The organism is Sanguibacter suaedae (genome assembly GCF_016342785.1).
GTDB lineage: Bacteria > Actinomycetota > Actinomycetes > Actinomycetales > Cellulomonadaceae > Sanguibacter > Sanguibacter suaedae.
The window spans coordinates 126,407-148,567 of record NZ_JAEINH010000008.1 but is presented as its reverse complement, the minus strand read 5'-3'; the positions used below and the strand labels follow the sequence as shown (position 1 = coordinate 148,567).

Here is a 22,161-nt window from a genome sequence, read left to right as displayed (position 1 = left end):
GACCATGGCTGGACGATCGACGCCGTTGACCCTCACGATGACGGCCCCCCGACGGGGCAAGCCGCCCCGTCACTTCGCCGACATGGCACCCGACGAACGGCTCCAGGCGGTCGCCGACCTCGGAGAGAAGCCCTTCCGGGCGAAGCAGCTGGCGACGCACTACTACACGCACCTCACGAGCGACGCCGACGCGATGACGGACCTTCCCCGGGCGACGCGTGAGGGTCTCGTCGCAGAGCTGTTCCCCGAGCTCCTCGTGCCCGCCCGTGTCATGCAGGCCGACGGCGGCACGACGGTCAAGACCCTGTGGAAGCTCTTCGACGGCGCCAAGGTCGAGTCCGTCCTCATGCGGTACCCCAACAGGTCGACGCTGTGCGTCTCCAGCCAGGCGGGCTGCGGCATGGCCTGCCCGTTCTGCGCCACCGGGCAGCTCGGGCTCACACGGAACCTGTCCACCGCCGAGATCGTGGAGCAGGTCCGCTCGGCCGCACGGTCGCTCGCCGACGGGGACGTGCCCGGGGGACCGACCCGTCTCAACAACCTCGTGTTCATGGGCATGGGGGAGCCGCTCGCCAACTACAAGGCCGTCATGGCGACGGTCCGGCAGGTCGTCGCCGCGACGCCGGACGGCCTCGGCATGTCCGCGCGCAACGTCACGGTCTCCACGGTGGGGCTGGTGCCTGCGATGGACAAGCTCGCCAAGGAGGACCTCCCTCTCACCCTCGCGCTGTCGCTCCACGCCCCCGACGACGAGCTCCGCAGCGAGCTCGTCCCCGTGAACACCCGGTGGTCGGTCGACGAGGTCCTCGACTCCGCCCGGCGCTACTTCGAGGTCACCGGGCGGCGCGTGAGCATCGAGTACGCGCTGATCCGTGACATGAACGACCACGCGTGGCGCGCCGACCTCCTCGGGGAGAAGCTCACGGCGCGCGGCCAGGGCTGGGTGCACGTGAACCCCATCCCCCTGAACCCCACCCCGGGGTCCATCTGGACGGCGAGCGACCCGGCCGTCGAGGACGAGTTCGTGGCCCGCCTGCGCGGGCACGGCATCCCGACCACGATCCGGGACACGAGGGGCAGCGACATCGACGGCGCGTGCGGACAGCTCGCCGCCGAGGAGGAGGAGTGACGAAGGTGTTCGAGTCGGTCTCCCGTTTCCGGCTGGGTTACGACAAGGACGAGGTGGACGACTTCTTCCACCATGCCCGCGAGGTGTACGAGGGGACGACGACCGAGCCCTTGACGAGCCGCGACATCCAGGCGTGCTCGTTCGACCTGCGGCGCGGCGGGTACGTCACCCACGAGGTGGACGCTGCCCTCGACCGGCTCGAGGGAGCGTTCGTGGCACGCCAGCGCCACGAGTGCGTGCTCACACGTGGTCAGGCGGCGTGGATGGAGGAGCTCGCCGAGAAGGCCCGTTCCCTCTACGGGCGCCTCGGGCGGCCGGACGGAGAGCGTTTCGACAGCGCAGCGCGCGGGCAGCAGGGTTACGACAAGGACGACGTCGACGACCTGTGCGACCGCCTCGTGGCGTACTTCGACCGGACCGAGGCGCTGTCCGCCGCCGAGGTCCGCGGCGCGGTGTTCCGGGCCCGCAAGGGGCGCGACGGGTACGCGGAGGCGCCGGTCGACGCGTTCTTCGCCCGCGCCGTGGAGGTCCTCCTCGGTGTCGAGTGAACGACGTGACCTCGTCCTCCTCGGCTCGACCGGGTCCATCGGCACGCAGGCGATCGACGTCGTGCGTCGCCATCCTGACCGGTTCCGGGTCCGTGCCCTGAGCGCGGGCGGATCGGACGTGGGTCTCCTCGCCGCGCAGGCCGTGGAGCTCGGCGTCGAGGTCGTGGCCGTCGCGGACGAGGCGCGAGCGGAGGAGCTCCGGGCGCGCCTGGACGACGCCCCTGCGGGCTCGCGGTCGACATCGAGACACATCGAGGTCCTCACCGGTCCCGAGGCCGCGACCGAGGTCGCGGGACTCGGCGCGGACGTCGTCCTCAACGGGATCACCGGGTCCGTCGGGCTCGGCCCGACGCTCGCCGCTCTCGCTGCCGGGTCCACCCTCGCCCTCGCGAACAAGGAGTCCCTCGTCGTCGGCGGGCCTGTCGTGAAGGCCGCCGTCCGCCGTCCGGACCAGATCGTCCCGGTGGACTCGGAGCACTCGGCGATGGCCCAGTGCTTGCGGTCCGGGGCGCGCCCCGAGGTGCGGCGATTGATCCTCACCGCGTCGGGCGGGCCGTTCCGAGGCTGGGCCAGGGATGACGTGAAGACGGTCGGTCCGGAGCAGGCCCTGGCGCACCCGACATGGTCGATGGGCCCGGTGGTGACCATCAACTCGGCGTCCCTCATGAACAAGGGGCTCGAGCTCATCGAGGCACACCTGCTGTTCGACGTCCCCGTCGACGACATCACGGTGGTGGTGCATCCGCAGTCGGTCGTCCACTCCATGGTGGAGTTCGTCGACGGGTCGACGATCGCGCAGGCCTCGCCCCCCGACATGCGCCTGCCGATCGCGCTGGGCCTGGGGTGGCCGGACCGCCTCGAGGGTGTCGCTGCACCGTGCGCGTGGGACGGCCCGACGGCCTGGACGTTCGAGCCCCTCGACGAGGAGCTCTTCGGTGCCGTGCGGCTCGCGAGGCAGGTCGCACGGTCGGGTGCGACCTACCCGGCGGTCCTCAACGCCGCGAACGAGGAGTGCGTCGAGGCCTTCCTCGCCGGCCGGATCGGTTTCCTCGACATCGTCGAGACGGTCGAGCGCGTCCTCGGCGAGCACTCGGCGACGACGGGTACGCTGACGCTCCCGGCCGTGATCTCCGCGGAGGAGTGGGCGCGCGCGCGTACCCGCGACATCCTCGCCCGTCGTTGACCGGGTCCGTCCCGCACAGCCAGGAGAACTCTCATGTCGTACCTCGTCGGCGTCCTCGTCATGGTCGTCGGTGTGCTCGTGTCCATCGGCCTGCACGAGCTGGGGCACATGGTCCCCGCGAAGCGGTTCGGGGTCCGGGTCAGCCAGTACATGGTCGGGTTCGGCCCGACGCTGTGGTCCCGGACCCGCGGTGAGACGGAGTACGGGATCAAGGCGATCCCGCTCGGCGGGTACGTCAGGCTCGTGGGGATGTACCCACCCGGCGACCCTCGGAAGGAGCGCAGGGCCGGTCGCGTCGCCGAGCTCGTGCAGTCCGCGCGGGACGCGAGCGCGGAGGAGATCCACCCGGGGGAGGAGCACCGTGCCTTCTACAACCTCTCCGCACCCAAGAAGCTCGTCGTCATGCTCGGCGGACCGCTGGTCAACCTCGTCATCGCGGTGGTCCTCGTGTCCGTCGTCGTCGTCGGCTTCGGGACGCTCGGGCCCACGACGACGCTCGGGACCGTCGCGCAGTGCGTGCTCCCGCTCGACGCGCCCGAGGGTGCCACCTGCACCGACTCGGACGAGGCGGCACCCGCCGCTGCCGCCGGGCTGCTGCCCGGTGACACGATCGTCGAGTTCGACGGTGAGCGTGTCGGCTCGTGGGACGAGCTCGCGACGCTCATCAGCCTGTCGGGTGGTCGACCGACGGATGTCGTCGTGGACCGCGGTGGCGATGCTGTCGAGAGCGTCGTGACCCCTGTCGTCACCGACCGTCCGGTGCTCGACGGCACCGGCGTCGTGGTCGTCGGGCCCGACGGCGAGCCCCGGACCCGACAGATCGGCTACCTCGGGATCGGACCGACCCAGGAGCTCCAGCCGCAGTCGATCACGGTGGTCCCCGGCATGATCGGGGAACGTCTCGAGGCGACCGCCGTGGCGATCGCGACCCTCCCGCAGCGGATGGCCGACGTCGCCGAGGCGGCCTTCGGTGACGCAGAGCGCGACGAGACGTCGATCGTCGGCGTCGTCGGTGTCGGCAGGTTCGCGGGGGAGATCACCTCCGCGGAGATCGACGGGTACGGCACGGACCTCATGGCGGCCGACCTCCTCATGCTGCTGGCCGGCCTCAACGTGGCGCTCTTCGGGTTCAACATGATCCCGCTCCTCCCGCTCGACGGCGGTCACGTCGTCGGTGCCCTCTACGAAGGTTCGCGCCGGTCCATCGCGCGGGCGCGCGGTCTCCCACGCCCGTCGCCGGCCGACACGGCTCGCATGATGCCGTTGGCCTACGGGGTCTTCGTGGTGCTCGCAGCGATGGGGGCGCTCCTCATCTACGCGGACATCGTCAAGCCGGTGCGGCTGATGTGAGCCGTGAAGGTGTGAAGACCTCGCGCGGGTGCCGTCACGGGGGATGAGGACGAGTCCCGGAGGGGGGATACTTGGACGGTGAGCGCTCCTATCAGTCTCGGTATGCCCGAAGCCCCCGCGCCCGTGCTGGCGCCCCGTCGCAAGACCCGCAAGATCAAGGTCGGCAAGGTCGACGTCGGCGGTGACGCGCCCGTGAGCGTCCAGTCGATGACGACGACGCCCACCACCGACATCAACGCGACGCTGCAGCAGATCGCGGAGCTGACCGCGTCAGGGTGCGACATCGTGCGTGTCGCGGTGCCCAGCCAGGACGACGCCCTCGCCCTGCCGGCGATCGCCCAGAAGTCCCAGATCCCTGTGATCGCCGACATCCACTTCCAGCCCAAGTACGTCTTCGCGGCCATCGACGCGGGCTGTGCGGCCGTCCGGGTGAACCCCGGCAACATCCGCAAGTTCGACGACCAGGTCAAGGAGATCGCCCGGGCGGCGAGCGACGCCGGGGTGTCCATCCGGATCGGCGTCAACGCAGGCTCGCTCGATCCCCGGCTGCTGGCCAAGTACGGCAAGGCGACCCCCGAGGCTCTCGTGGAGTCCGCCGTCTGGGAGGCGTCCCTCTTCGAGGAGCACGGATTCCACGACTTCAAGATCTCGGTCAAGCACAACGACCCCGTGGTCATGGTGCGCGCGTACGAGATGCTCTCGGAACGGGGCGACTGGCCGCTGCACCTCGGGGTGACCGAGGCCGGACCGGCGTTCCAGGGAACCATCAAGTCGGCGACGGCGTTCGGTGCGCTGCTCTCCAAGGGCATCGGTGACACGATCCGCGTCTCGCTCTCGGCGCCGCCCGTCGAGGAGGTCAAGGTCGGGATCCAGATCCTCCAGTCGCTCAACCTCCGCCCGCGCAAGCTCGAGATCGTCTCGTGCCCGTCGTGCGGCCGGGCCCAGGTGGACGTGTACACGCTCGCCGAGCGCGTCACCGCGGGCCTCGAGGGTATGGAGGTGCCGCTGCGCGTCGCTGTCATGGGGTGCGTCGTCAACGGACCGGGGGAGGCCCGTGAGGCCGACCTCGGCGTCGCCTCGGGCAACGGCAAGGGGCAGATCTTCGTCAAGGGTGAGGTCGTGAAGACCGTTCCGGAGGCGCTCATCGTGGAGACCCTCATCGAGGAGGCCATGCGGATCGCGGAGACGATGGAGCGGCCGGCCGACGGCGAGGGCTCGCCGGTGGTCACGGTGAGCTGACCTCCCGTGGCGTCAGTCGTGGGACCGCGTGCTGCCGGAGTCCTGTCATGACCTTCGGAGCATCCCGTCTGCCGGCACCCGCACCTGACCGGGTGCGGGTCCTCGGCGACGCCGACCTCCCGGAGGCCCTCGCCGTCTGCGGGCGCGACCCCGTCGGATCGGTCCTCGCGACCGCGCGCCTCGAGGACGCGGTGGTCCAGGGCCTGGCCCGCAGCGGCGGGTCTGCGTGGGGCTTCCCCGGGCATGGGCCGCTCGAGGCGGTGTGCTGGTCCGGGGCCAACCTCGTGCCGGTGGTGGCCGACGGAGACCCCGAGGCCGTGGCTGCCTTCGCGGCGATGGCACGGTCCAACGGTCGACGCTGCTCGTCGATCGTCGGCCCCGCGTCCGCGGTGCTGGGGCTGTGGCGGTCTCTGGAGGACGAGTGGTCGCCCGCCCGGGAGGTGCGCGCCGAGCAGCCGTCGATGACGATCGACGGGCCGCCCTCCGTCGAACCGGACCCCGAGGTCCGGTACTCCACGCAGGACGACTTCCCCTCGCTGCTGCCCGCGTGCGTGAAGATGTTCGTCGAGGAGGTCGGGTACTCGCCCATCACGTTGTCGGCCGCCGCGTACTCCGAGCGCATCAGGACCCTCATCACGGAGCGTCGCTCCTTCGTCCGGACCGCACCGCCCGCCGGCCCCGGGGAGATCGTCTTCAAGGCCGAGCTCGGTGCTGTCTCGGGCGCGGTCGCGCAGGTCCAGGGGGTCTGGGTCGATCCTGCCAGCCGCGGTCGCGGGTACTCCGAGGCCGGGATGGCCGCGGTCGTCGCGGCGACCCGGTCGGACGTGGCGCCCGTCGTCTCGCTCTACGTGAACAGCTACAACCTGCCCGCTCTGGCGACCTACCGCCGGGTGGGCTTCCAGCAGGTCGGGACCTTCGCGACGGTCCTCTTCTGACGCACCCGGCGCGCGCGTGCTCCGGGACCTAGGAACGGGCCGGTAACGACTACGCTCAGTCCATGCTGCTTCGTCTTTCCACGCTCTTCGTGCGCACCCTCCGGGAGAACCCGGCCGACGCCGAGGTCGCCAGCCATCGTCTTCTCCTGCGCGCCGGGTACATCCGCCGCGCCGCCCCCGGGATCTACACGTGGCTCCCGCTGGGGCTCCGGGTGCTGGCCAAGGTCGAGGCCGTCGTCCGCGAGGAGATGCAGTCCGCGGGCGCCCAGGAGGTGCACTTCCCGGCGCTCCTGCCCCGCGAGCCGTACGAGGCGACCCACCGGTGGACGGAGTACGGGCCCAACCTCTTCCGCCTCAAGGACCGCAAGGACGCGGACTACCTCCTCGCCCCCACCCACGAGGAGATGTTCACGCTCCTCGTCAAGGACCTCTACGGGTCGTACAAGGACCTGCCGGTGACGCTGTTCCAGGTCCAGACCAAGTACCGCGACGAGGCCCGGCCCCGGGCGGGACTGATCCGAGGGCGCGAGTTCGTCATGAAGGACGCCTACTCGTTCGACGTCGACGAGGACGGTCTCGAGCTGTCCTACCAGCGGCAGAGGGACGCCTACGAGCGGATCTTCCAGCGGCTCGGCCTCGACTACGTCATCGTGGCCGCCACGTCCGGGGCTATGGGTGGGTCGCGGAGCGAGGAGTTCCTCAGCCCGGCCTCGATCGGCGAGGACACGTTCGTCCGGTCCCCGGGCGGCTACGCCGCGAACGTCGAGGCCGTCGTGACACCCGTCCCGGACGTCGTCGACCACGCCGACGCGCCTGCCGCGCACGTCGAGGACACGCCCGACACGCCGACCATCGACACGCTCGTCGCCTTCGCCAACGAGACGCACCCGCGCGCGGACGGCGTCCCGTGGACCGCGGCCGACACGCTGAAGAACGTCGTCCTCGCGGTGACGCACCCGGACGGGGAGCGGGAGATCGTCGCGGTAGGGCTGCCGGGGGACCGGGAGGTCGACCTCAAGCGGCTCGAGGCGGCGCTGACGCCCTCCGTGGCGGAGCCGGCGACCGAGGCGGACCTCAGGACGCGGCCGGAGCTCGTCAAGGGGTACATCGGTCCCGGTGTCCTGGGGCGTGCCAACACGGGTGACGAGAAGGCGGTCCGCTACCTGCTCGACCCCAGGGTGGTCGAGGGAACCCGGTGGATCACCGGAGCGGACGTCGCCGGTCGGCACGTGTTCGACCTCGTCGCCGGCCGCGACTTCGTCGGCGACGGGACCATCGAGGCCGCCGAGGTGCGCGCCGGGGACCCCGCGCCCGACGGTTCCGGTCCTCTCGAGCTCGCACGCGGCATCGAGATCGGGCACATCTTCCAGCTGGGGCGCAAGTACGCGGAGGCCCTCGGCCTGAAGGTCCTCGACGTCAACGGCAAGCAGGTGACCGTGACCATGGGGTCCTACGGCATCGGTGTCACCCGCGCCCTCGCGGCCATCGCCGAGGCGAACCACGACGACAAGGGTCTCGCCTGGCCGGTGCAGGTCGCCCCGGCGCACGTGCACGTGGTCGCGACGGGCAAGGACCCGGCCGTCTTCGAGGCCGCCGAGTCGCTGGCCTCCGCCCTGTCGCTGCGTGGCATGGAGGTGCTCTTCGACGACCGACCCAAGGTCGCCCCCGGAGCGAAGTTCGCCGACGCCGAGCTCCTCGGTGTCCCGCTCGTCGTGGTCGTCGGTCGCGGTGTGGTCGACGGTCTCGTCGAGGTACGTCCGCGGGCCGGGGGCGAGACGGCCGAGGTCGCGATCGTCGACGCGGTCGACCACATCAGCGAGCTCGTCGAGCAGCTCTGACGCTCTCAGCACCCGCCGGGGCGCCGCCGTCCGCGATGCCCCGGCGGGTGCGCAGTGCTCTCGCGACGTCAGAGCTGCTCGGGCATCCCCGGGAAGGCCACGAGGGGGGCGCCCCACGCGCGCGCGCTGCGGTGGGCGTCCGCGAGCAGGTCCAGCATCGGAGCCCGGCTCTCGGGTTCGACGGTCCCGGTGAACGTCGCGTACGTCACCGCGAGCGTGGCCTCGAGGTCGGACGCTCCGGTGATCATGGCAGCGGAGTCCGAGAGGGGCGGGTCGCCGCCGAGGGAGCCGAGGTCGTAGGCGACGGCCCGCGGGTCGGTCGGCGTCCCGTCGAACCCCGCGAGCTCGGCCCAGGCCTGGGCGTGCTCGCGGTGGACGGCTGCCCGTTCGGCCGTCCCTGCCCGGGCCTCGGCGGGCAGCTTCGCGGTGATGACCTCCAAGGCGTACCCGGCGGCGTCCTCGCTGCGGACGGTGGTGGTGAGGTCCGCCGTCGAGAGGTTCCCCGGCAGGGAGGCCGGCGCCGAGGTCGTGAAGCTCTCCGGCACGGAGAACTCCGTGCCGGAGGCACCTGCCAGGTCGCGTGCGCTCTCGAGCTGTGACACCGCGATCGACGCGTAGAGCCGGGCGAGACGCCCGTCGACGGGCGTCGACAACGACCCGCGTGCTCGAGCCGACGACTGCGCGAGCAGGTCGACGACGGTCGCGGCCGTCGCCGGTTCGTCGGGCTCCTCCTCCGCCTCGGGGCCCTCCGTCGGGCTCGCGTCGAGCTCGAGGGCGTCGTTCGCCGCGTCCGGGTCGAGGGGCGTGCCGCTGTCCGGGGCGAGGGTCGCGGTCGTCGTCCCGTCGACGCTCTCCTCGAGACCCGAGACGTACACGCCTCCGAGCGCCTCGATGTGCAGCTCCGCGAACTGGACGACCTGGTCGAGCGAAACGGCGGACGCGGAACCCGCCTCGACCCCCTCGAGGGCCTCCTCGGCCGCCTCCTGCACGGCGACGACGTCGGCGACCGTGGCCTGGCGCGAGATCTCGTCGGCGTCGGGGACGAGCGCGAGCGGCGCCGGGCTGTCCAGACGGATCCCGCAGCCGGTGACGACCATGGCGGTGAGCGCCAGGGCGAGGGTCCGGCGGAGGCGGTCGCGGGGGCCGGGTCGCGGAGCGGTCGTGGGGCTCTGTGCGCGGGCGGTGTTCATCGCCCCTGATGATGCCACGCGCCTGCGACGCCGTGGCGCCGTGGCCGCCGTGACGTGCCCCGGTACTGCAGCACCTGATCCACTCGGTACGCTTGGGCGAGAACAACAGAACACCGGCCTGATCCATGCCCGGTGGGCTGTGGACCGGGACGGGAGCGTAAGGATGGCGGCAACGACCGCGGAGCAGGTGGCGGACGCGGTCCGCCCGTGCGTCGAGCGAGCAGGGCTTGTTCTCGACGACGTGAAGGTGGCCCGAGCGGGCGCCAGGTCGGTGGTCCGCGTCGTCGTGGACCTCAACGAGGACGCGACGGGTGCGGTGGGTCTGGAGCAGGTCGCGGAGGTCTCGCGGCTCGTGTCGGACACCCTGGACGAGCAGGGGACCGTCGCTGGGGCGTACACCCTGGAGGTGTCGTCGCCCGGGACCGGTCGACCGTTGACGGAGCTGCGGCACTTCAAGCGAGCTCGCACCAGGATGGTGGTCGTCGAGCTCCGCGAAGGCGGGACGTACACCGGACGGCTCACCGGGGTCGTGGGCGACGACCTCGTCTTCGACGAGGGCGGCCGGACGCTCGCTCTCGGTGACGTGGTCCGCGGGACCGTCGAGGTCGAGCTCAAGCGTGCGGCGTCCCTCGACGACGACGCCTTCGTGGACGTGGACGAGCCGGGCACGTCCGGCCGGACGGATGGTGAGGGCTGAGATGGACATCGACATGAGCGCGCTGAGGCTTCTCGAGCGGGAGAAGGACATCAGCCTCGACGTCCTCGTCTCCGCGATCGAGCAGGCGCTGGCGCTGGCATACCAGCGGACCCCGGACGCGCACAGGACGGCCCGCGTCGAGGTGGACCGCAAGTCTGGTCACGTGACGGTCTGGGCGAGGGAGGACATCGACGACGAGATGGTGGTGCCGGCCGAGGACGGTGCGGACGACGATACCCCCACGGTCACCCGGACCCGGACGCTCGGGCCGGAGTTCGACGACACCCCCAGCAACTTCGGGCGGATCGCGACGTCCACCGCGCGGCAGGTGATCCTCCAGCGGCTGCGTGACGCGGAGGACGACCAGGTCCTCGGGCAGTTCCGCGACAAGGAGGGCGAGGTGATCGCGGGAGTCATCCAGCAGGGCCACGACCCGCGGGTCGTCCTCGTCGACGTCGGTGGCACGGAGGCCGTCCTGGGGGCGCACGAGCAGGTCCCCACGGAGCGGTACGTGCACGGCGAGAGGCTCCGCGCGTACGTCCTGGACGTGTCGCGGGGGATGAAGGGCCCGTCGATCTCGCTCAGCCGCACCCACCCCAACCTCGTGCGGAAGCTCTTCGAGCTCGAGGTCCCCGAGGTCGCGGACGGGTCCGTGGAGATCATGGCCATCGCCCGTGAGGCCGGTCACCGGAGCAAGATGGCGGTGCGCGCGCGGGTCTCGGGACTCAACGCCAAGGGAGCGTGCATCGGTCCCATGGGGCAGCGTGTGAGGGCTGTCATGGCCGAGCTCCACGGCGAGAAGATCGACATCGTCGACTACAGCGACGACCCGGCCCGTCTCGTGGCCAGCGCGCTCTCCCCGGCGAACGTCACCTCGGTGACCGTGGTCGACGAGGAGGCGCGTGCGGCGCGTGTGGTGGTGCCGGACTTCCAGCTCTCGTTGGCGATCGGCAAGGAGGGGCAGAACGCCCGTCTCGCCGCGAAGCTCACGGGCTGGCGGATCGACATCCGGTCGGACGGCGGGGGCGAGCCGGACGGTTCGCAGGGCGGGTCCACCGAGGATTGAGGTCACGGATGGGCGAGGAGCGCGCTAGACTGGCTGAGCCTGGGTCCCGAACCCGTGAATCTTCTGTGCCGCCGCGCTCATCCGCGACGGACGGCGAGCCCCTCGACACCGGTCGAGGGGGCGCGGGTCCGACGCGGACCTGCGTAGGGTGCAGAGCTCGGGACGCACAGGCGAAGATGATCCGGTTCGTCCTCTCGGGGGACGGCGTGGTCGACGGGGTTCCCGTCGTCGTCGCCGATCCTCGTCGGACGTCCCCGGGCCGTGGAGCGTGGCTGCACCCCAACGTGCGGTGCGGTGAGATCGCTCTCCGGCGCAAGGCCTTCGCGAGAGCGCTCCGCGTCCAGGGGAGCGTGGCGACCGGGGGGATCATCGACATGCTGGGGTCCGAGCCCCGCATGGGCACGACACGTCGACAAGGAAGCGGGTCAGACGCCGATGGGCACCCGATGAGTACTCACCGATGAGTTCCCGGTACTAACGACGGTCCTCCCTGCCTTGGGTGGACCAAGACAGGAGAGTTGTGGCAAAGGTCCGCGTCTACGAGCTGGCAAAAGAGCTCGGGGTGGAGAGCAAGACCATCATGACGAAGCTCACCGAGCTCGGTGAGTTCGTCCGTTCAGCATCATCGACCATCGAACCCCCGGTGGTCCGCAAGCTCCGGGACACCTTCCCGGCCCAGCAGCCCGAGGCGGCGGCGCCCGCGCCCGCTCCCCGGAAGCCCGCAGCACCTCGCCCCGCGCAGCCTGCTGCTCCTGCCGAGCAGGCCCCGGCCGACACGACGCCGGCACCGGCTCCTGCGAAGCCCGCTGCGGCACCCGCCGCGCCGGCTCCGGCCGCGCCGGCTGCTACGCCCGAGGCGCCCAGCACGGAGAAGGCTGCCGAGAAGCCTGCTGCTCCGGCGACGCCCGGCCCCAAGCCCGCTGCGGAACGTCCTGCTGCGGAGTCGGCACGGCCCGGCCGCAGCCAGGGAGGCCCAGCGCCCCGTCCTGGCAACAACCCCTTCGCGACGAGCCAGGGGATGCCCCGCCCGGGCGCCCCTCGCCCGGGCAACAACCCGTTCGCGACGAGCCAGGGCATGCCCCGTCCGGGGCAGCGGCCCGAGCGCGCGGAGCGGACGGAGCGCGACAACGCGAACCCGGCCGCCTCTGCCGCGACCAGCGGCGAGCGCACCGGTGGCCCTCGTCCAGGAGCCCCTCGTCCAGGAGCCCCGCGCCCCAACCCCGGCATGATGCCCGGGAAGTCGTCGGTGGGCCGACCGGGCGAGCGCCCGGCACCCGGGGGAGGCCGACCTGGTGGTGGTGCTGCCGGCGGTCGTGGTGGCTACCAGGGTCGCCCTGGTGGTGGCCCCGGCGGTCCCGGTGGCGCCCCTGCAGGAGGCGGCTTCGCCGGGCGTCCCGGCGGTGGCGGCCGTGGAGGCGCCGGTCGCGGCAGCACCCAGGGTGCGTTCGGTCGCGCCGGTGGCCGACCCGTCCGTGGGCGGAAGTCGAAGCGCGCGAAGCGCCAGGAGTTCGAGCAGATGCAGGCTCCCTCGCTGGGTGGCGTGCAGGTGCCCCGCGGGAACGGCAAGACCGTCGTGCGCCTGCGTCACGGCTCGTCCCTCAACGACTTCGCCGACAAGATCGACGCGAACCCCGCGAGCCTCGTCACGGTCCTCTTCCACCTCGGTGAGATGGCGACCGCGACGCAGTCGCTCGACGAGGACACCTTCGGGACCCTCGCCGTCGAGCTGGGCTACGTCATCGAGATGGTCTCGGCCGAGGAGGAGGACCGCGAGCTGCTCGGGGGCTTCGACATCGACCTCGAGGCCGAGCTCGCCGACGAGGGCGACGAGGAGCTCGCTGCTCGTCCTCCCGTCGTCACCGTCATGGGTCACGTCGACCACGGAAAGACCAAGCTCCTCGACGCCATCCGCTCGGCGGACGTCGTCGCGGGCGAGGCCGGCGGGATCACGCAGCACATCGGTGCCTACCAGGTGCACCACGAGCACGAGGGCGTCGACCGTGCGCTGACGTTCATCGACACCCCCGGTCACGAGGCGTTCACCGCCATGCGTGCCCGTGGTGCGCAGGTCACCGACATCGCGATCCTCGTGGTGGCGGCGGACGACGGCGTGATGCCCCAGACGATCGAGGCGCTCAACCACGCCCAGGCGGCCAACGTGCCGATCGTGGTCGCGGTGAACAAGGTCGACAAGGAAGGCGCCAACCCGGACAAGATCAAGCAGCAGCTCACCGAGTACAACCTCGTCGCCGAGGAGTACGGGGGCGAGACGATGTTCGTGAACATCTCCGCGCTCCGCCGTACCGGCATCGACGACCTCATCGAGGCCGTGCTCCTCACAGCGGACGCTGCTCTGGACCTCCGGGCGAACCCCGACAAGGACGCCCGTGGTGTCGCCATCGAGGCGAACCTCGACAAGGGCCGCGGCGCCGTCGCGACCATCCTCGTCCAGTCGGGAACCCTCCAGGTCGGCGACTCGATCGTCGCCGGAACGGCCTACGGGCGAGTCCGTGCGATGTTCGACGAGCACGGCGAGCCCGTCGAGGAGGCCACCCCGGCGCGGCCCGTCATGGTCCTCGGTCTCACCTCCGTCCCGCGGGCAGGCGACACGTTCCTCGTCGCTCCCGACGACCGGACCGCACGGCAGATCGCCGAGAAGCGCGAGGCGGCGGAGCGTGCAGCGCTCCTCGCGAAGCGTCGCAAGCGCATCAGCCTCGAGGACTTCACCCAGGCTCTCCAGCAGGGCAAGGTCGAGACCCTCAACCTCGTCCTCAAGGGCGACGTCTCCGGTGCGGTCGAGGCCCTCGAGGACGCGCTGCTCAAGATCGACGTGGGCGACGAGGTCGACCTGCGCGTCATCCACCGCGGTGTGGGTGCGATCACCCAGAACGACGTCAACCTCGCCACGGTCGACAACGCCGTGATCATCGGGTTCAACGTCAAGACGGGGGAGCGTGTCGCGGAGCTCGCGGACCGCGAGGGCGTCGACATCAAGTTCTACTCGGTCATCTACCAGGCGATCGACGACGTCGAGGCTGCTCTCAAGGGCATGCTCAAGCCCGAGTACGAGGAAGCCCAGCTCGGCACCGCGGAGGTCCGCGAGGTCTTCCGTTCCTCGAAGTTCGGGAACATCGCCGGTTGCCTCGTGCGCTCCGGCACGATCCGCCGCAACACGAAGGCCCGCGTCCTGCGCAACGGGACCGTCATCGAGGACAACCTCTCGGTCGAGTCCCTCAAGCGGTTCAAGGACGACGCCACCGAGGTCCGCGAGGGCTACGAGTGCGGCATCGGCCTGGGGTCGTTCAACGATCTCCGCGTCGACGACGTCATCGAGACGTTCGAGATGCGCGAGAAGCCGCGCAGCTGAGGTAGTACCGCGGCACGGCCCACCAGACAGAGAGGCACCGCCATGGTCGACCACCCGAGGGCGCGCAAGCTCGCCGAGCGCATCCAGGTCATCGTCGCGTCGATGATCGACACCCGTATCAAGGACCCGCGTCTCGGCTTCGTCACCGTCACCGACGTCCGGGTCACCGGTGACCTCCAGAACGCCTCCGTGTTCTACACGGTCCTCGGCGACGAGGAGGCGCGGGCCGGCTCCGCCGCAGCGCTCGAGAGCGCCAAGGGGCTCATCCGTTCCGAGGTGGGCAAGCAGACGGGGATCCGTCTCACCCCGACCCTCGAGTTCCACCTCGACTCCGTCCCCGAGAACGCCGCGCAGTTCGACGCAGCGCTCCTCGAGGCGGCACGCCGCGACAAGGAGCTCGCCGAGCTCCGCGCCACCGCGCGGTACGCGGGCGACGAGGACCCGTACAGGAAGCCCGGCGCACAGGACGAGGCCGGCGCCTCCGACGCATGACAGGCCCCACCACCGACGCGCCGAGACGCCCGGCGGCCCCGGACGGGCTCGTGATCGTCGACAAGCCCGAGGGGTGGACCAGCCACGACGTCGTCGGCAGGATGCGTCGGCTCGCCGCCACCCGCAAGGTCGGTCACGCGGGCACGCTCGACCCGATGGCGACGGGCGTGCTGGTGGTGGGCGTCGGGCGTGCCACCAAGCTGCTCACCTACCTGGTGGGCGTCGACAAGGAGTACGTCACCACGATCCGCCTGGGTCTCTCGACGACCACGGACGACGCCCAGGGCGACGTCCTCGAGAGCCTCGGCGCGGATCGCGTCACGGACGTCCTGCTCGACGAGGGCGTTCGGCGGCTCACCGGCGACATCCTTCAGGTCCCGAGCTCCGTGAGCGCCATCAAGGTGGACGGCAAGCGGTCGTACGCACGGGTCCGGGCCGGCGAGGACGTCGCGCTCGAGGCGCGACCCGTGCGCGTCCCGCGATTCGACGTGACGTCGGTGCGGCGGACCGTCGTCGACGGGCTCGCGGTGATCGACGTCGACGCCACCGTCGTGTGCTCCTCCGGGACCTACGTCCGCGCGCTCGCGAGAGACCTCGGTGCGGGGCTCGGGTGCGGAGGCCACCTGACCATGCTGCGACGGACCCGGGTCGGCAACCACACGCTCGGGAGGGCGTCGACCCTCGAGGAGCTCGCAGCGCAGGTGGACAGCGACGGCAGCATCACCGTCCTCCCGCTCGCGGACGCGGCCCGCGCGACCTTCGACACCCGGGACCTCACGGACGACGAGGTGCGTGACCTCGGCCACGGCAGACGACTCACGGGGGCGCGCGAGCCAGGCTCGGGGACCGTCGCCGGAATCTCTCCCGACGGCAGGCTCATCGCCCTCCTCGAGGACGACGGACGGCACGCCCGACCGGTGCTCGTGTTCGCACCCGCGGGCTGAGCGTCCCCCGGTGCCCTTCCGTGGCACCCTAGGACCCGAGGCGGTGTCACCGCCCCATTCAACGGCAGGAGCAGGTGTGCAGCGCTGGAGACGCCTCGACGAGGTCCCGGACGGTTACGGCCCGACGGTCGTCACGATCGGCAGCTTCGACGGCGTGCACCGCGGTCACGCGGAGGTCCTCGCGCGCATCGTCGGCCGTGCCCGCGGCACGGGCGCCCGAGCGGTCGCGGTGACGTTCGACCCGCACCCGGCGCAGGTGCACAGGCCCGACGAGGCCCCACCGCTGATCTGCGGCACCGAGCAGCGCCTCGATCTCCTGGCCCGGCACGGCGTCGACGCCGTGCTCCTCCTCGAGTACACGCTCGGCTTCGCCCGGCAGACACCCGAGGAGTTCGTCGTCTCCTGCCTCGTCGAGGGTCTCCACGCCACCACGGTCGTCGTGGGACGGGACGTCCGCTTCGGGCGGGACAACGCAGGGGACCTCGACGCGATGGTCGCGCTGGGCGAGGTGCACGGGTTCGACGTCGACGTCGTCGACGACGTCGGCGAGACCCAGGGGGCCCGCTGGTCGTCGACGGTCGTCCGTGAGCTCCTCCTCGAGGGGGACGTGGCCGGGGCTGCCGCGGTCCTGGGCCGTTCCCACACGCTGCGGGGGGAGGTCGTGCACGGCGATGCGCGCGGCCGGGAGCTCGGTTTCCCCACGGCCAACCTCTCCCAGGACGCCGAGGGTCTCGTCCCTGCCGACGGCGTGTACGCAGGCTGGTTGCGTCGCCCCGACCTCCTCACGACCCGTCCGGACACCCCGGACGGCGTCCTGCCCGCCGCGATCTCCATCGGGACCAACCCGACGTTCGACGGGGTCCAGCGTCGTGTCGAGGCCTACGTCCTCGACCGCACCGACCTCGACCTCTACGGGGAGACCGTCGTCCTCGAGCTCGTCGAGCACCTCCGACCCACGGTGCGCTTCGACGGGCTCGACCCCCTGATTGTGCAGATGGACGCCGACGTCGCCCGGGCCAGGGCCATCCTCCTCGGACGCTGACGGATGGTCCTGCGGACGCATGGCCTCGTCGTCGGTCACGACCGTTCTCCGGCGTGCGGCCCGGTCGACGTCGCGCTCGAGCGGGGTGACGTCCTGAGCGTCGTCGGCGACAACGGTGCGGGCAAGTCGACGCTCCTGCGGACCGTCCTCGGTCTCCTCGAACCGGTGGGAGGTCGCGTCGAGGTGCTGGGTCGCGCCGTCGACGAGCGTGAGGCGTGGTTCCGTGCCGCCGTCGCCTCCGTCCTGGACACCGAGGCGTTCATCCCCGGGGTGACGGCGCGCGAACATCTCCTCCTCGTCGCCCGCGGCCACGCGACGCCCGGCCCCGAGGGCGTCGTCGACGACCTCCTCGACCGGTTCGGGATCCTCGACGCCGGGTCGAGGTACCCGGCGTCGCTGTCGTCCGGGCAGCGACGCAGGCTCCTGCTCGCCGCGGCGTTCGCGCGTCCCCGCGAGCTCATGGTGCTCGACGAGCCGGAGCAGCGCCTCGACGGCGACATGCGCCGCGCGCTCGCGACGATGATCCGCGACGAGCAGGCCCGAGGGACGGCCGTGCTCCTCGCCACGCACGACCCCGTCCTCCTGCGCGAGGTCGGGGCGCCGGTGCTCGTCGTCGGCGACCGGTGCGTCGTCGTCCACGCGCAGGACGCCGCCGACCGGCTCGCAGGGGACCGAGGGTGACCGGCGCCGTGGACGTCCGGTCGCTCCGCCGGGAGCTGCGCGCCGGAGCAGCCGGGCCCCGACGTACGGTCGGCGAGATCCTCACGGACGTGACCTACGCCGCGGTCTGCGTCGCCCTCGCGGCGGTGCTCCTGCTCGGTGTCGCGGGTGCGGTGCGCGACGCTCTCCTCACCGCCGCGACCGAGGGGCAGCCTTTCGCCTCCGGGCTCGTGCGCACCGTCCTGGTCGCGTCCCTCGCCACGCTCACCGGGTGGGCCGCTCTCCGGCTCGGTCCCGTGAGCGTCCCGCCGCACGTCGCGCAGTGGTGGCTGCCCCTGCCGGTCCGTCGTCGCGGTGTCCTCGTGCCGGCGTGCCTGCGTGCGGCTCTCGTCGCGACGGTGGTCTGCGCTGTGGCGACGGTGGTGGTCGTGGCCACGACGCTCGACGTGGTGACCACAACGAGCGTCCTGGTCGCGCTGGTGACCGGTGCCGAGGTCGGGTCGGTCACCGTGTCCCTCGCGGGGCTCCTCCAGGTCGGGGGCCGCGTCCCCGGGGGCCTGCTCACCGCCACCGAGGTCCTCGTCGGTGCGGTGCCCGCCGTCGGCGCGGTCCTCCTGCTCCTGGCTCCCCGGACGATGATGGGGGTGGACGACGCCGCGTGGTGGACCGACGCGGCCTGGCCCGCGCTCACGGTGGGCGCGGTGGTCTGTGCCGGGCTCCTCGCGCTCTGGGCGAGCAGGCTGGGCAGGGTGGGCGCGGCGACCCTCACGTCCGCCTCTGCGTCCGTCGGTCATGCCTCGGGCGCGACGCTGTCGCTCGACACCCGAGAGCTCGGACGGGCGATGTCCCGCGAGCGCTCGGGGTCGCGGCGGTCCGCGACGTCCTTCAGCGCGGTGCGGGGACCGCGGACGGCGGTCGTCGCCTCCGAGGGGGTCGACCTGCTGCGCGATCCCGGAGCGCTTGCACGGACGGTCGCCGCGGGGTGCGCCGGGCTGGTCGCGCAGCAGGTCCCCGTCCTCGGGGGTGGGCCCGGGCTCGCCGTCGTGCTCGTGACCGTCGGGCTCTGTGCCGCAGCGGTCGGGGCGCGGGGGGCGCGGACCGCCGTCGTCGTCCCCGCCCTCGACGCGGTCCTCCCGCTCGGGTCGCGGGCCACCCGACGAGCCCGGTGCGTCGTACCGGGGCTGACCGCCACGCTCGCCGTCTCGATCATGCTGTCCGCGCACGTCGTCGGCGACGCCGCATGGGTCCTCCTGACCGGTTCCGCATCCGTCGCGTTCGGGGCCGCCGCGGTCCGCGGCGCCTACCGGCCGCTGCCGGACTGGTCGTCCCCGTTGCTCGCGACGCCCTTCGGCGCTGTGTCGAGCAGCGCGGTCTCCACGCTCCTGCGCGGCCCCGATCTCGCTGTCCTGTGCAGCCTCCCGTCCGCGGTGGCGCTCGTCACAGGTGCCCCGACGTGGGGTCTCGTCGTCGTACAGGTGCTCCTCGCCGGCGGCGCCGTCGTGGTGGCCGGGCGCAGCGCAGCCCGCTGACCCGAGAGTGCCGTCCCGACCTGCGACGGGAGTCCTCACGATCACCAGGTCGCTGCCGATAGGGGTGGCACGATGGCCTTCAACGACCCCCGCGAGACGTCCGGAATCACGACCAAGCTGTTGCTGCAGTACGTGCGTGAGCGCACGGGCGACGCCGGCGTCGCGGACCTCCTCGAGCGCGCCCGGGTGCCGTGGACGGTGCCCCAGCTCGAGGACCCCACGCACTGGGTCGGGTACGACACCCGCATCAGGCTCTTCGAGGCCGCGACGGCAGTCGTCGGTCACGACCGGGTGATGTTCGAGGTCGGGGCGGAGTCGTTCAAGAACGCGGTCGCGCTCCCGCTCCTGCCGATCCTCCGTGGGTTCGGGACGCCGCGCGAGGTCTACAAGCGCCTGCCGTCGGTCACCAAGCACTTCTCGACGACGTCGACGCTGTCCCTCCTCGAGGTCACCCGGACGTCGGCCGTCTTCAGCTTCCAGCTCCACGAGGGGTACACCCCCTCGCACCTCGACTGCGAGTACGCCCAGGGGCTCTTCTCGGCGATCCCGCTCCTCTGGGGCCTGCCGCCCGCGCACGTGGACCACTCCGGGTGCGGGACGGCGGCACGAGGACTGTGCCGCTACGAGGTCGCGTGGCAGGAGCGGCGCACGCCCCTGTGGGGTCGCAGGGTCCGAGATCTCGAGTCCCGGCTCGTGGCGCTGCGCCTGCAGATGCAGGAGCTCCAGCTCGCGGCCTCCGACCTCGTGGCGAGCCCCGACGTCGAGTCCGTGCTCGACGGGATCGTCGAGCACGCCGGGACGGTCGCGGGCGACCTCGGCTACGTGCTCGCCCTCGACCCGACGGACGGCACCGACGCGGTGGTCCGCAGCCGCGGCGTGCCCCAGGATCGCGCGGAGGCGCTCGCTCTCGCCCTCCTCGAGGGGGCCGACCCCGGGCCGGGGGCCGTCGTCGTCGACGTCTCGTCCCCGCGCAGGACCTACGGGCGACTCGTCGCTCTCGAGTCGGCCGGACGGCGCCTGACGGACGACACGCGCGCGCTGCTCGAGGCCTACGCCCGGCACGGCGCAGCGGCCCTCGACCTGCTCACGGCGCTCGAGGGCAGCCGGCGCGAGCAGGAGCGCACCGAGGACCTCCTCTCCCTCGCCCACGACCTCTCGACGGTGTCCGAGCCGACCGCCGTCGCAGACGTCCTCGCCACGAGCATCCCCAAGATCGTCGGGTGCCGTGCCGCCACCGTCATGCTCTGGGACCCGTCGGACGGCGCGCTGCGACCCGTCGCGTCCGCGGGGCACACCCAGGAGCAGCGGGACCTGCTCTCGACCGCGACCTTCCGTTCCGAGGAGGTCCCCGAGCTCCTCGCGATCCTCCGGCGGCGCGACCCGGTGCTCGTCGACGCGCTCACGGCGAGCCCGGTCCTCGCGCGCGTCCTCGCGTCGACCGGCTCGAGGAGCGTCATCGTCGTGCCGCTCCTCGCCGGCGACGAGCTCCTCGGCGTCGCCACCGCGGGATTCACGACGTCCGTCGGCGGGACCCCCCGTCATGCAGAGGCGCTCGCCCGCATCGCAGGTGTGAGCGACCAGGGTGCCACCGCGCTGCAGAACGCACGCCTGCTCGCCACCGTCCGCCACCAGTCCCAGCACGACGCGCTCACCGGCCTCCCCAACAGGGTGCTGTTCGCGCGCCGGCTCGACGAGGTGCTGCGCGCTTCCGAGAGCGGCCGCAGCACGGCGGTCCTCTTCTGCGACCTCGACCGCTTCAAGCACATCAACGACGGCCTCGGGCACGCGGCGGGCGACGAGCTGCTGCGCCAGGTGAGCGCACGACTCCGGGGCGAGCTGAGGCCCGGCGACCTCGTGGGCAGGCTCGGAGGGGACGAGTTCGCGGTCCTCCTCGACGGCGTCGAGGACGAGCGCCAGCCCTACGCCGTCGCCACACGGCTCGTCGACGCCCTCGACGAACCGTTCAGGCTCGACGGGCGCGAGGTCCGCATCACCGCGAGCATGGGCGTCGCGATCCACACAGGTCCCGACGGACGGGGGGACCGGCTCCTGAAGTCCGCCGACTCGGCGATGTACGTCGCCAAGCAGTCCGGGCGCAACCAGGTCGCCGTCGCGGGGGAGTCGCTGGCCCGGCGCGTCGCACCGTCGTTCGAGTCCGAGCTCGGGCGGGCAGCGGGGGCCGGCGAGCTGCGCCTGTTCTTCCAGCCGGTCGTCGACGTCTCTGCCGACGGTCCGCCCGTCGTCGTGGGGGCAGAGGCTCTCCTGCGCTGGGAGCACCCGCGCCTGGGACTCCTCGCGCCCGGTGCGTTCCTGCCCCTGGCGGAGGAGGCGGGGCTCGTGACGGAGCTGGACCTCTGGGCGCTCGCGGCCGCGTGCGACGAGCTCGCCCGGTGGCACCGCCCCCCGGGCGAGCCGATGCGCGTCGCGGTGAACCTGGCCAGCGCGACGCTCGTCGACCCGCGGCTCGTGCCCGCCGTGCGGTCCGACCTCGCGCGCAACGCGCTCGACCCCGGCCAGCTGCACCTCGAGGTCGTCGAGAGCAGGTCCCTCGTGGACCTCCCCGGGGTGATCGAGCGGATGGCGGAGCTCCGCAAGCTCGGGGTGCGCATCGCGCTCGACGACTTCGGCACGGGCTACTCGACGCTCGCATGGCTGCAGACGCTGCCCGTGGACCAGGTGAAGATCGACCGGAGCTTCATCATGCGGCTGCCGCAGCACGAGGCGTCCCTCGCGGTCGTCCGCGCCGTCCTGTCCCTCGCACAGGAGCTCGGCATCGAGGTCATCGCCGAGGGGGTGGAGGAGGAGGGGCAGCTCGCCGCGCTCCGCGACGTGGGCTGCGTGCTGGTCCAGGGATACCTGCTCGGGCGCCCCGCGCCGGCACCCGGGACGCCGGTGGGCGACGGTCCGGTCCGCTGAGCCGCCGGCGTACGCTGCTACACTGGTCTCGCCGTC

At 72.1% G+C, this 22,161-nt stretch carries 18 protein-coding genes; 17 read left to right on the top strand and 1 reads right to left on the bottom strand.

Annotated features, from left to right (window positions below; all coding sequences use genetic code 11):
* Positions 1-4 precede the first annotated feature (4 nt).
* The 7 genes from rlmN to JAV76_RS11015 all read left to right on the top strand — a co-directional run bounded on the left by rlmN (position 5) and on the right by JAV76_RS11015 (position 8,222).
* Entirely contained in the window at positions 5-1,129 is a 1,125-nt protein-coding gene (gene rlmN / locus JAV76_RS11045; protein WP_198734107.1) for a dual-specificity RNA methyltransferase RlmN, read from the top strand.
* Complete coding sequence (locus JAV76_RS11040; protein WP_198734106.1) at positions 1,126-1,677, top strand: DivIVA domain-containing protein; 552 nt, start codon at positions 1,126-1,128, stop codon at positions 1,675-1,677. Before rlmN ends, JAV76_RS11040 begins: the two co-directional genes overlap by 4 nt.
* Positions 1,667-2,860, top strand: a complete 1,194-nt coding sequence (gene dxr, locus JAV76_RS11035; protein WP_198734105.1) for a 1-deoxy-D-xylulose-5-phosphate reductoisomerase — start codon at positions 1,667-1,669, stop codon at positions 2,858-2,860. Before JAV76_RS11040 ends, dxr begins: the two co-directional genes overlap by 11 nt.
* Positions 2,861-2,893: 33 nt before the next feature.
* The gene (locus JAV76_RS11030; RefSeq protein ID WP_198734104.1) at positions 2,894-4,210 is read left to right on the top strand and encodes a M50 family metallopeptidase; all 1,317 of its coding nucleotides are present in this window, start codon (positions 2,894-2,896) and stop codon (positions 4,208-4,210) included.
* A gap of 102 nt (positions 4,211-4,312) precedes the next feature.
* Positions 4,313-5,449 (top strand): flavodoxin-dependent (E)-4-hydroxy-3-methylbut-2-enyl-diphosphate synthase, encoded by a 1,137-nt coding sequence (ispG, locus tag JAV76_RS11025; RefSeq protein WP_198734136.1) that lies wholly within the window; start codon positions 4,313-4,315, stop codon positions 5,447-5,449.
* A gap of 47 nt (positions 5,450-5,496) precedes the next feature.
* Complete coding sequence (locus JAV76_RS11020) at positions 5,497-6,384, top strand: GNAT family N-acetyltransferase (RefSeq protein ID WP_198734103.1); 888 nt, start codon at positions 5,497-5,499, stop codon at positions 6,382-6,384.
* A gap of 62 nt (positions 6,385-6,446) precedes the next feature.
* On the top strand, positions 6,447-8,222 hold the full coding sequence (locus JAV76_RS11015; protein ID WP_198734102.1) for a proline--tRNA ligase: 1,776 nt from the start codon (positions 6,447-6,449) through the stop codon (positions 8,220-8,222).
* A 68-nt stretch (positions 8,223-8,290) separates the two neighbouring features.
* Here JAV76_RS11015 and JAV76_RS11010 read toward each other — a convergent pair whose 3' ends face one another.
* A complete protein-coding gene (locus JAV76_RS11010; RefSeq protein ID WP_198734101.1) occupies positions 8,291-9,412 on the bottom strand; it encodes a DUF4439 domain-containing protein in 1,122 nt (373 codons plus the stop codon).
* Positions 9,413-9,575: 163 nt separating this feature from the next.
* On the opposite strand from JAV76_RS11010, the gene rimP reads away from it, so the two are divergent.
* The 10 genes from rimP (at position 9,576) to JAV76_RS10960 (ending at position 22,125) form a co-directional block, all read left to right on the top strand.
* The gene (gene rimP / locus JAV76_RS11005) at positions 9,576-10,109 is read left to right on the top strand and encodes a ribosome maturation factor RimP (RefSeq protein WP_198734100.1); all 534 of its coding nucleotides are present in this window, start codon (positions 9,576-9,578) and stop codon (positions 10,107-10,109) included.
* A gap of 1 nt (position 10,110) precedes the next feature.
* The gene (gene nusA, locus JAV76_RS11000) at positions 10,111-11,175 is read left to right on the top strand and encodes a transcription termination factor NusA (RefSeq protein WP_198734099.1); all 1,065 of its coding nucleotides are present in this window, start codon (positions 10,111-10,113) and stop codon (positions 11,173-11,175) included.
* Positions 11,176-11,183: 8 nt separating this feature from the next.
* The gene (locus JAV76_RS15135; RefSeq protein WP_198734098.1) at positions 11,184-11,639 is read left to right on the top strand and encodes a YlxR family protein; all 456 of its coding nucleotides are present in this window, start codon (positions 11,184-11,186) and stop codon (positions 11,637-11,639) included.
* Positions 11,640-11,695: 56 nt separating this feature from the next.
* A complete protein-coding gene (gene infB / locus JAV76_RS10990; RefSeq protein WP_198734097.1) occupies positions 11,696-14,542 on the top strand; it encodes a translation initiation factor IF-2 in 2,847 nt (948 codons plus the stop codon).
* A gap of 42 nt (positions 14,543-14,584) precedes the next feature.
* Positions 14,585-15,034, top strand: a complete 450-nt coding sequence (rbfA, locus tag JAV76_RS10985) for a 30S ribosome-binding factor RbfA (protein ID WP_198734096.1) — start codon at positions 14,585-14,587, stop codon at positions 15,032-15,034.
* Positions 15,031-15,978 carry a tRNA pseudouridine(55) synthase TruB gene (gene truB / locus JAV76_RS10980; protein WP_198734095.1) on the top strand — a complete coding sequence of 316 codons (948 nt, stop codon included), beginning with the start codon at positions 15,031-15,033 and terminating at the stop codon, positions 15,976-15,978. Before rbfA ends, truB begins: the two co-directional genes overlap by 4 nt.
* Before the next feature lie 76 nt (positions 15,979-16,054).
* Positions 16,055-17,020, top strand: coding sequence for a bifunctional riboflavin kinase/FAD synthetase (locus JAV76_RS10975; protein WP_198734094.1), 966 nt, complete (start codon positions 16,055-16,057; stop codon positions 17,018-17,020).
* 3 nt (positions 17,021-17,023) lie between these two features.
* A complete protein-coding gene (locus JAV76_RS10970) occupies positions 17,024-17,701 on the top strand; it encodes an ABC transporter ATP-binding protein (protein ID WP_198734093.1) in 678 nt (225 codons plus the stop codon).
* Positions 17,698-19,209, top strand: a complete 1,512-nt coding sequence (locus JAV76_RS10965) for a DUF6297 family protein (RefSeq protein WP_198734092.1) — start codon at positions 17,698-17,700, stop codon at positions 19,207-19,209. The genes JAV76_RS10970 and JAV76_RS10965 overlap by 4 nt, the downstream gene beginning before the upstream one ends.
* 72 nt (positions 19,210-19,281) lie before the next feature.
* Entirely contained in the window at positions 19,282-22,125 is a 2,844-nt protein-coding gene (locus JAV76_RS10960; RefSeq protein WP_198734091.1) for a putative bifunctional diguanylate cyclase/phosphodiesterase, read from the top strand.
* Positions 22,126-22,161 lie beyond the last annotated feature (36 nt).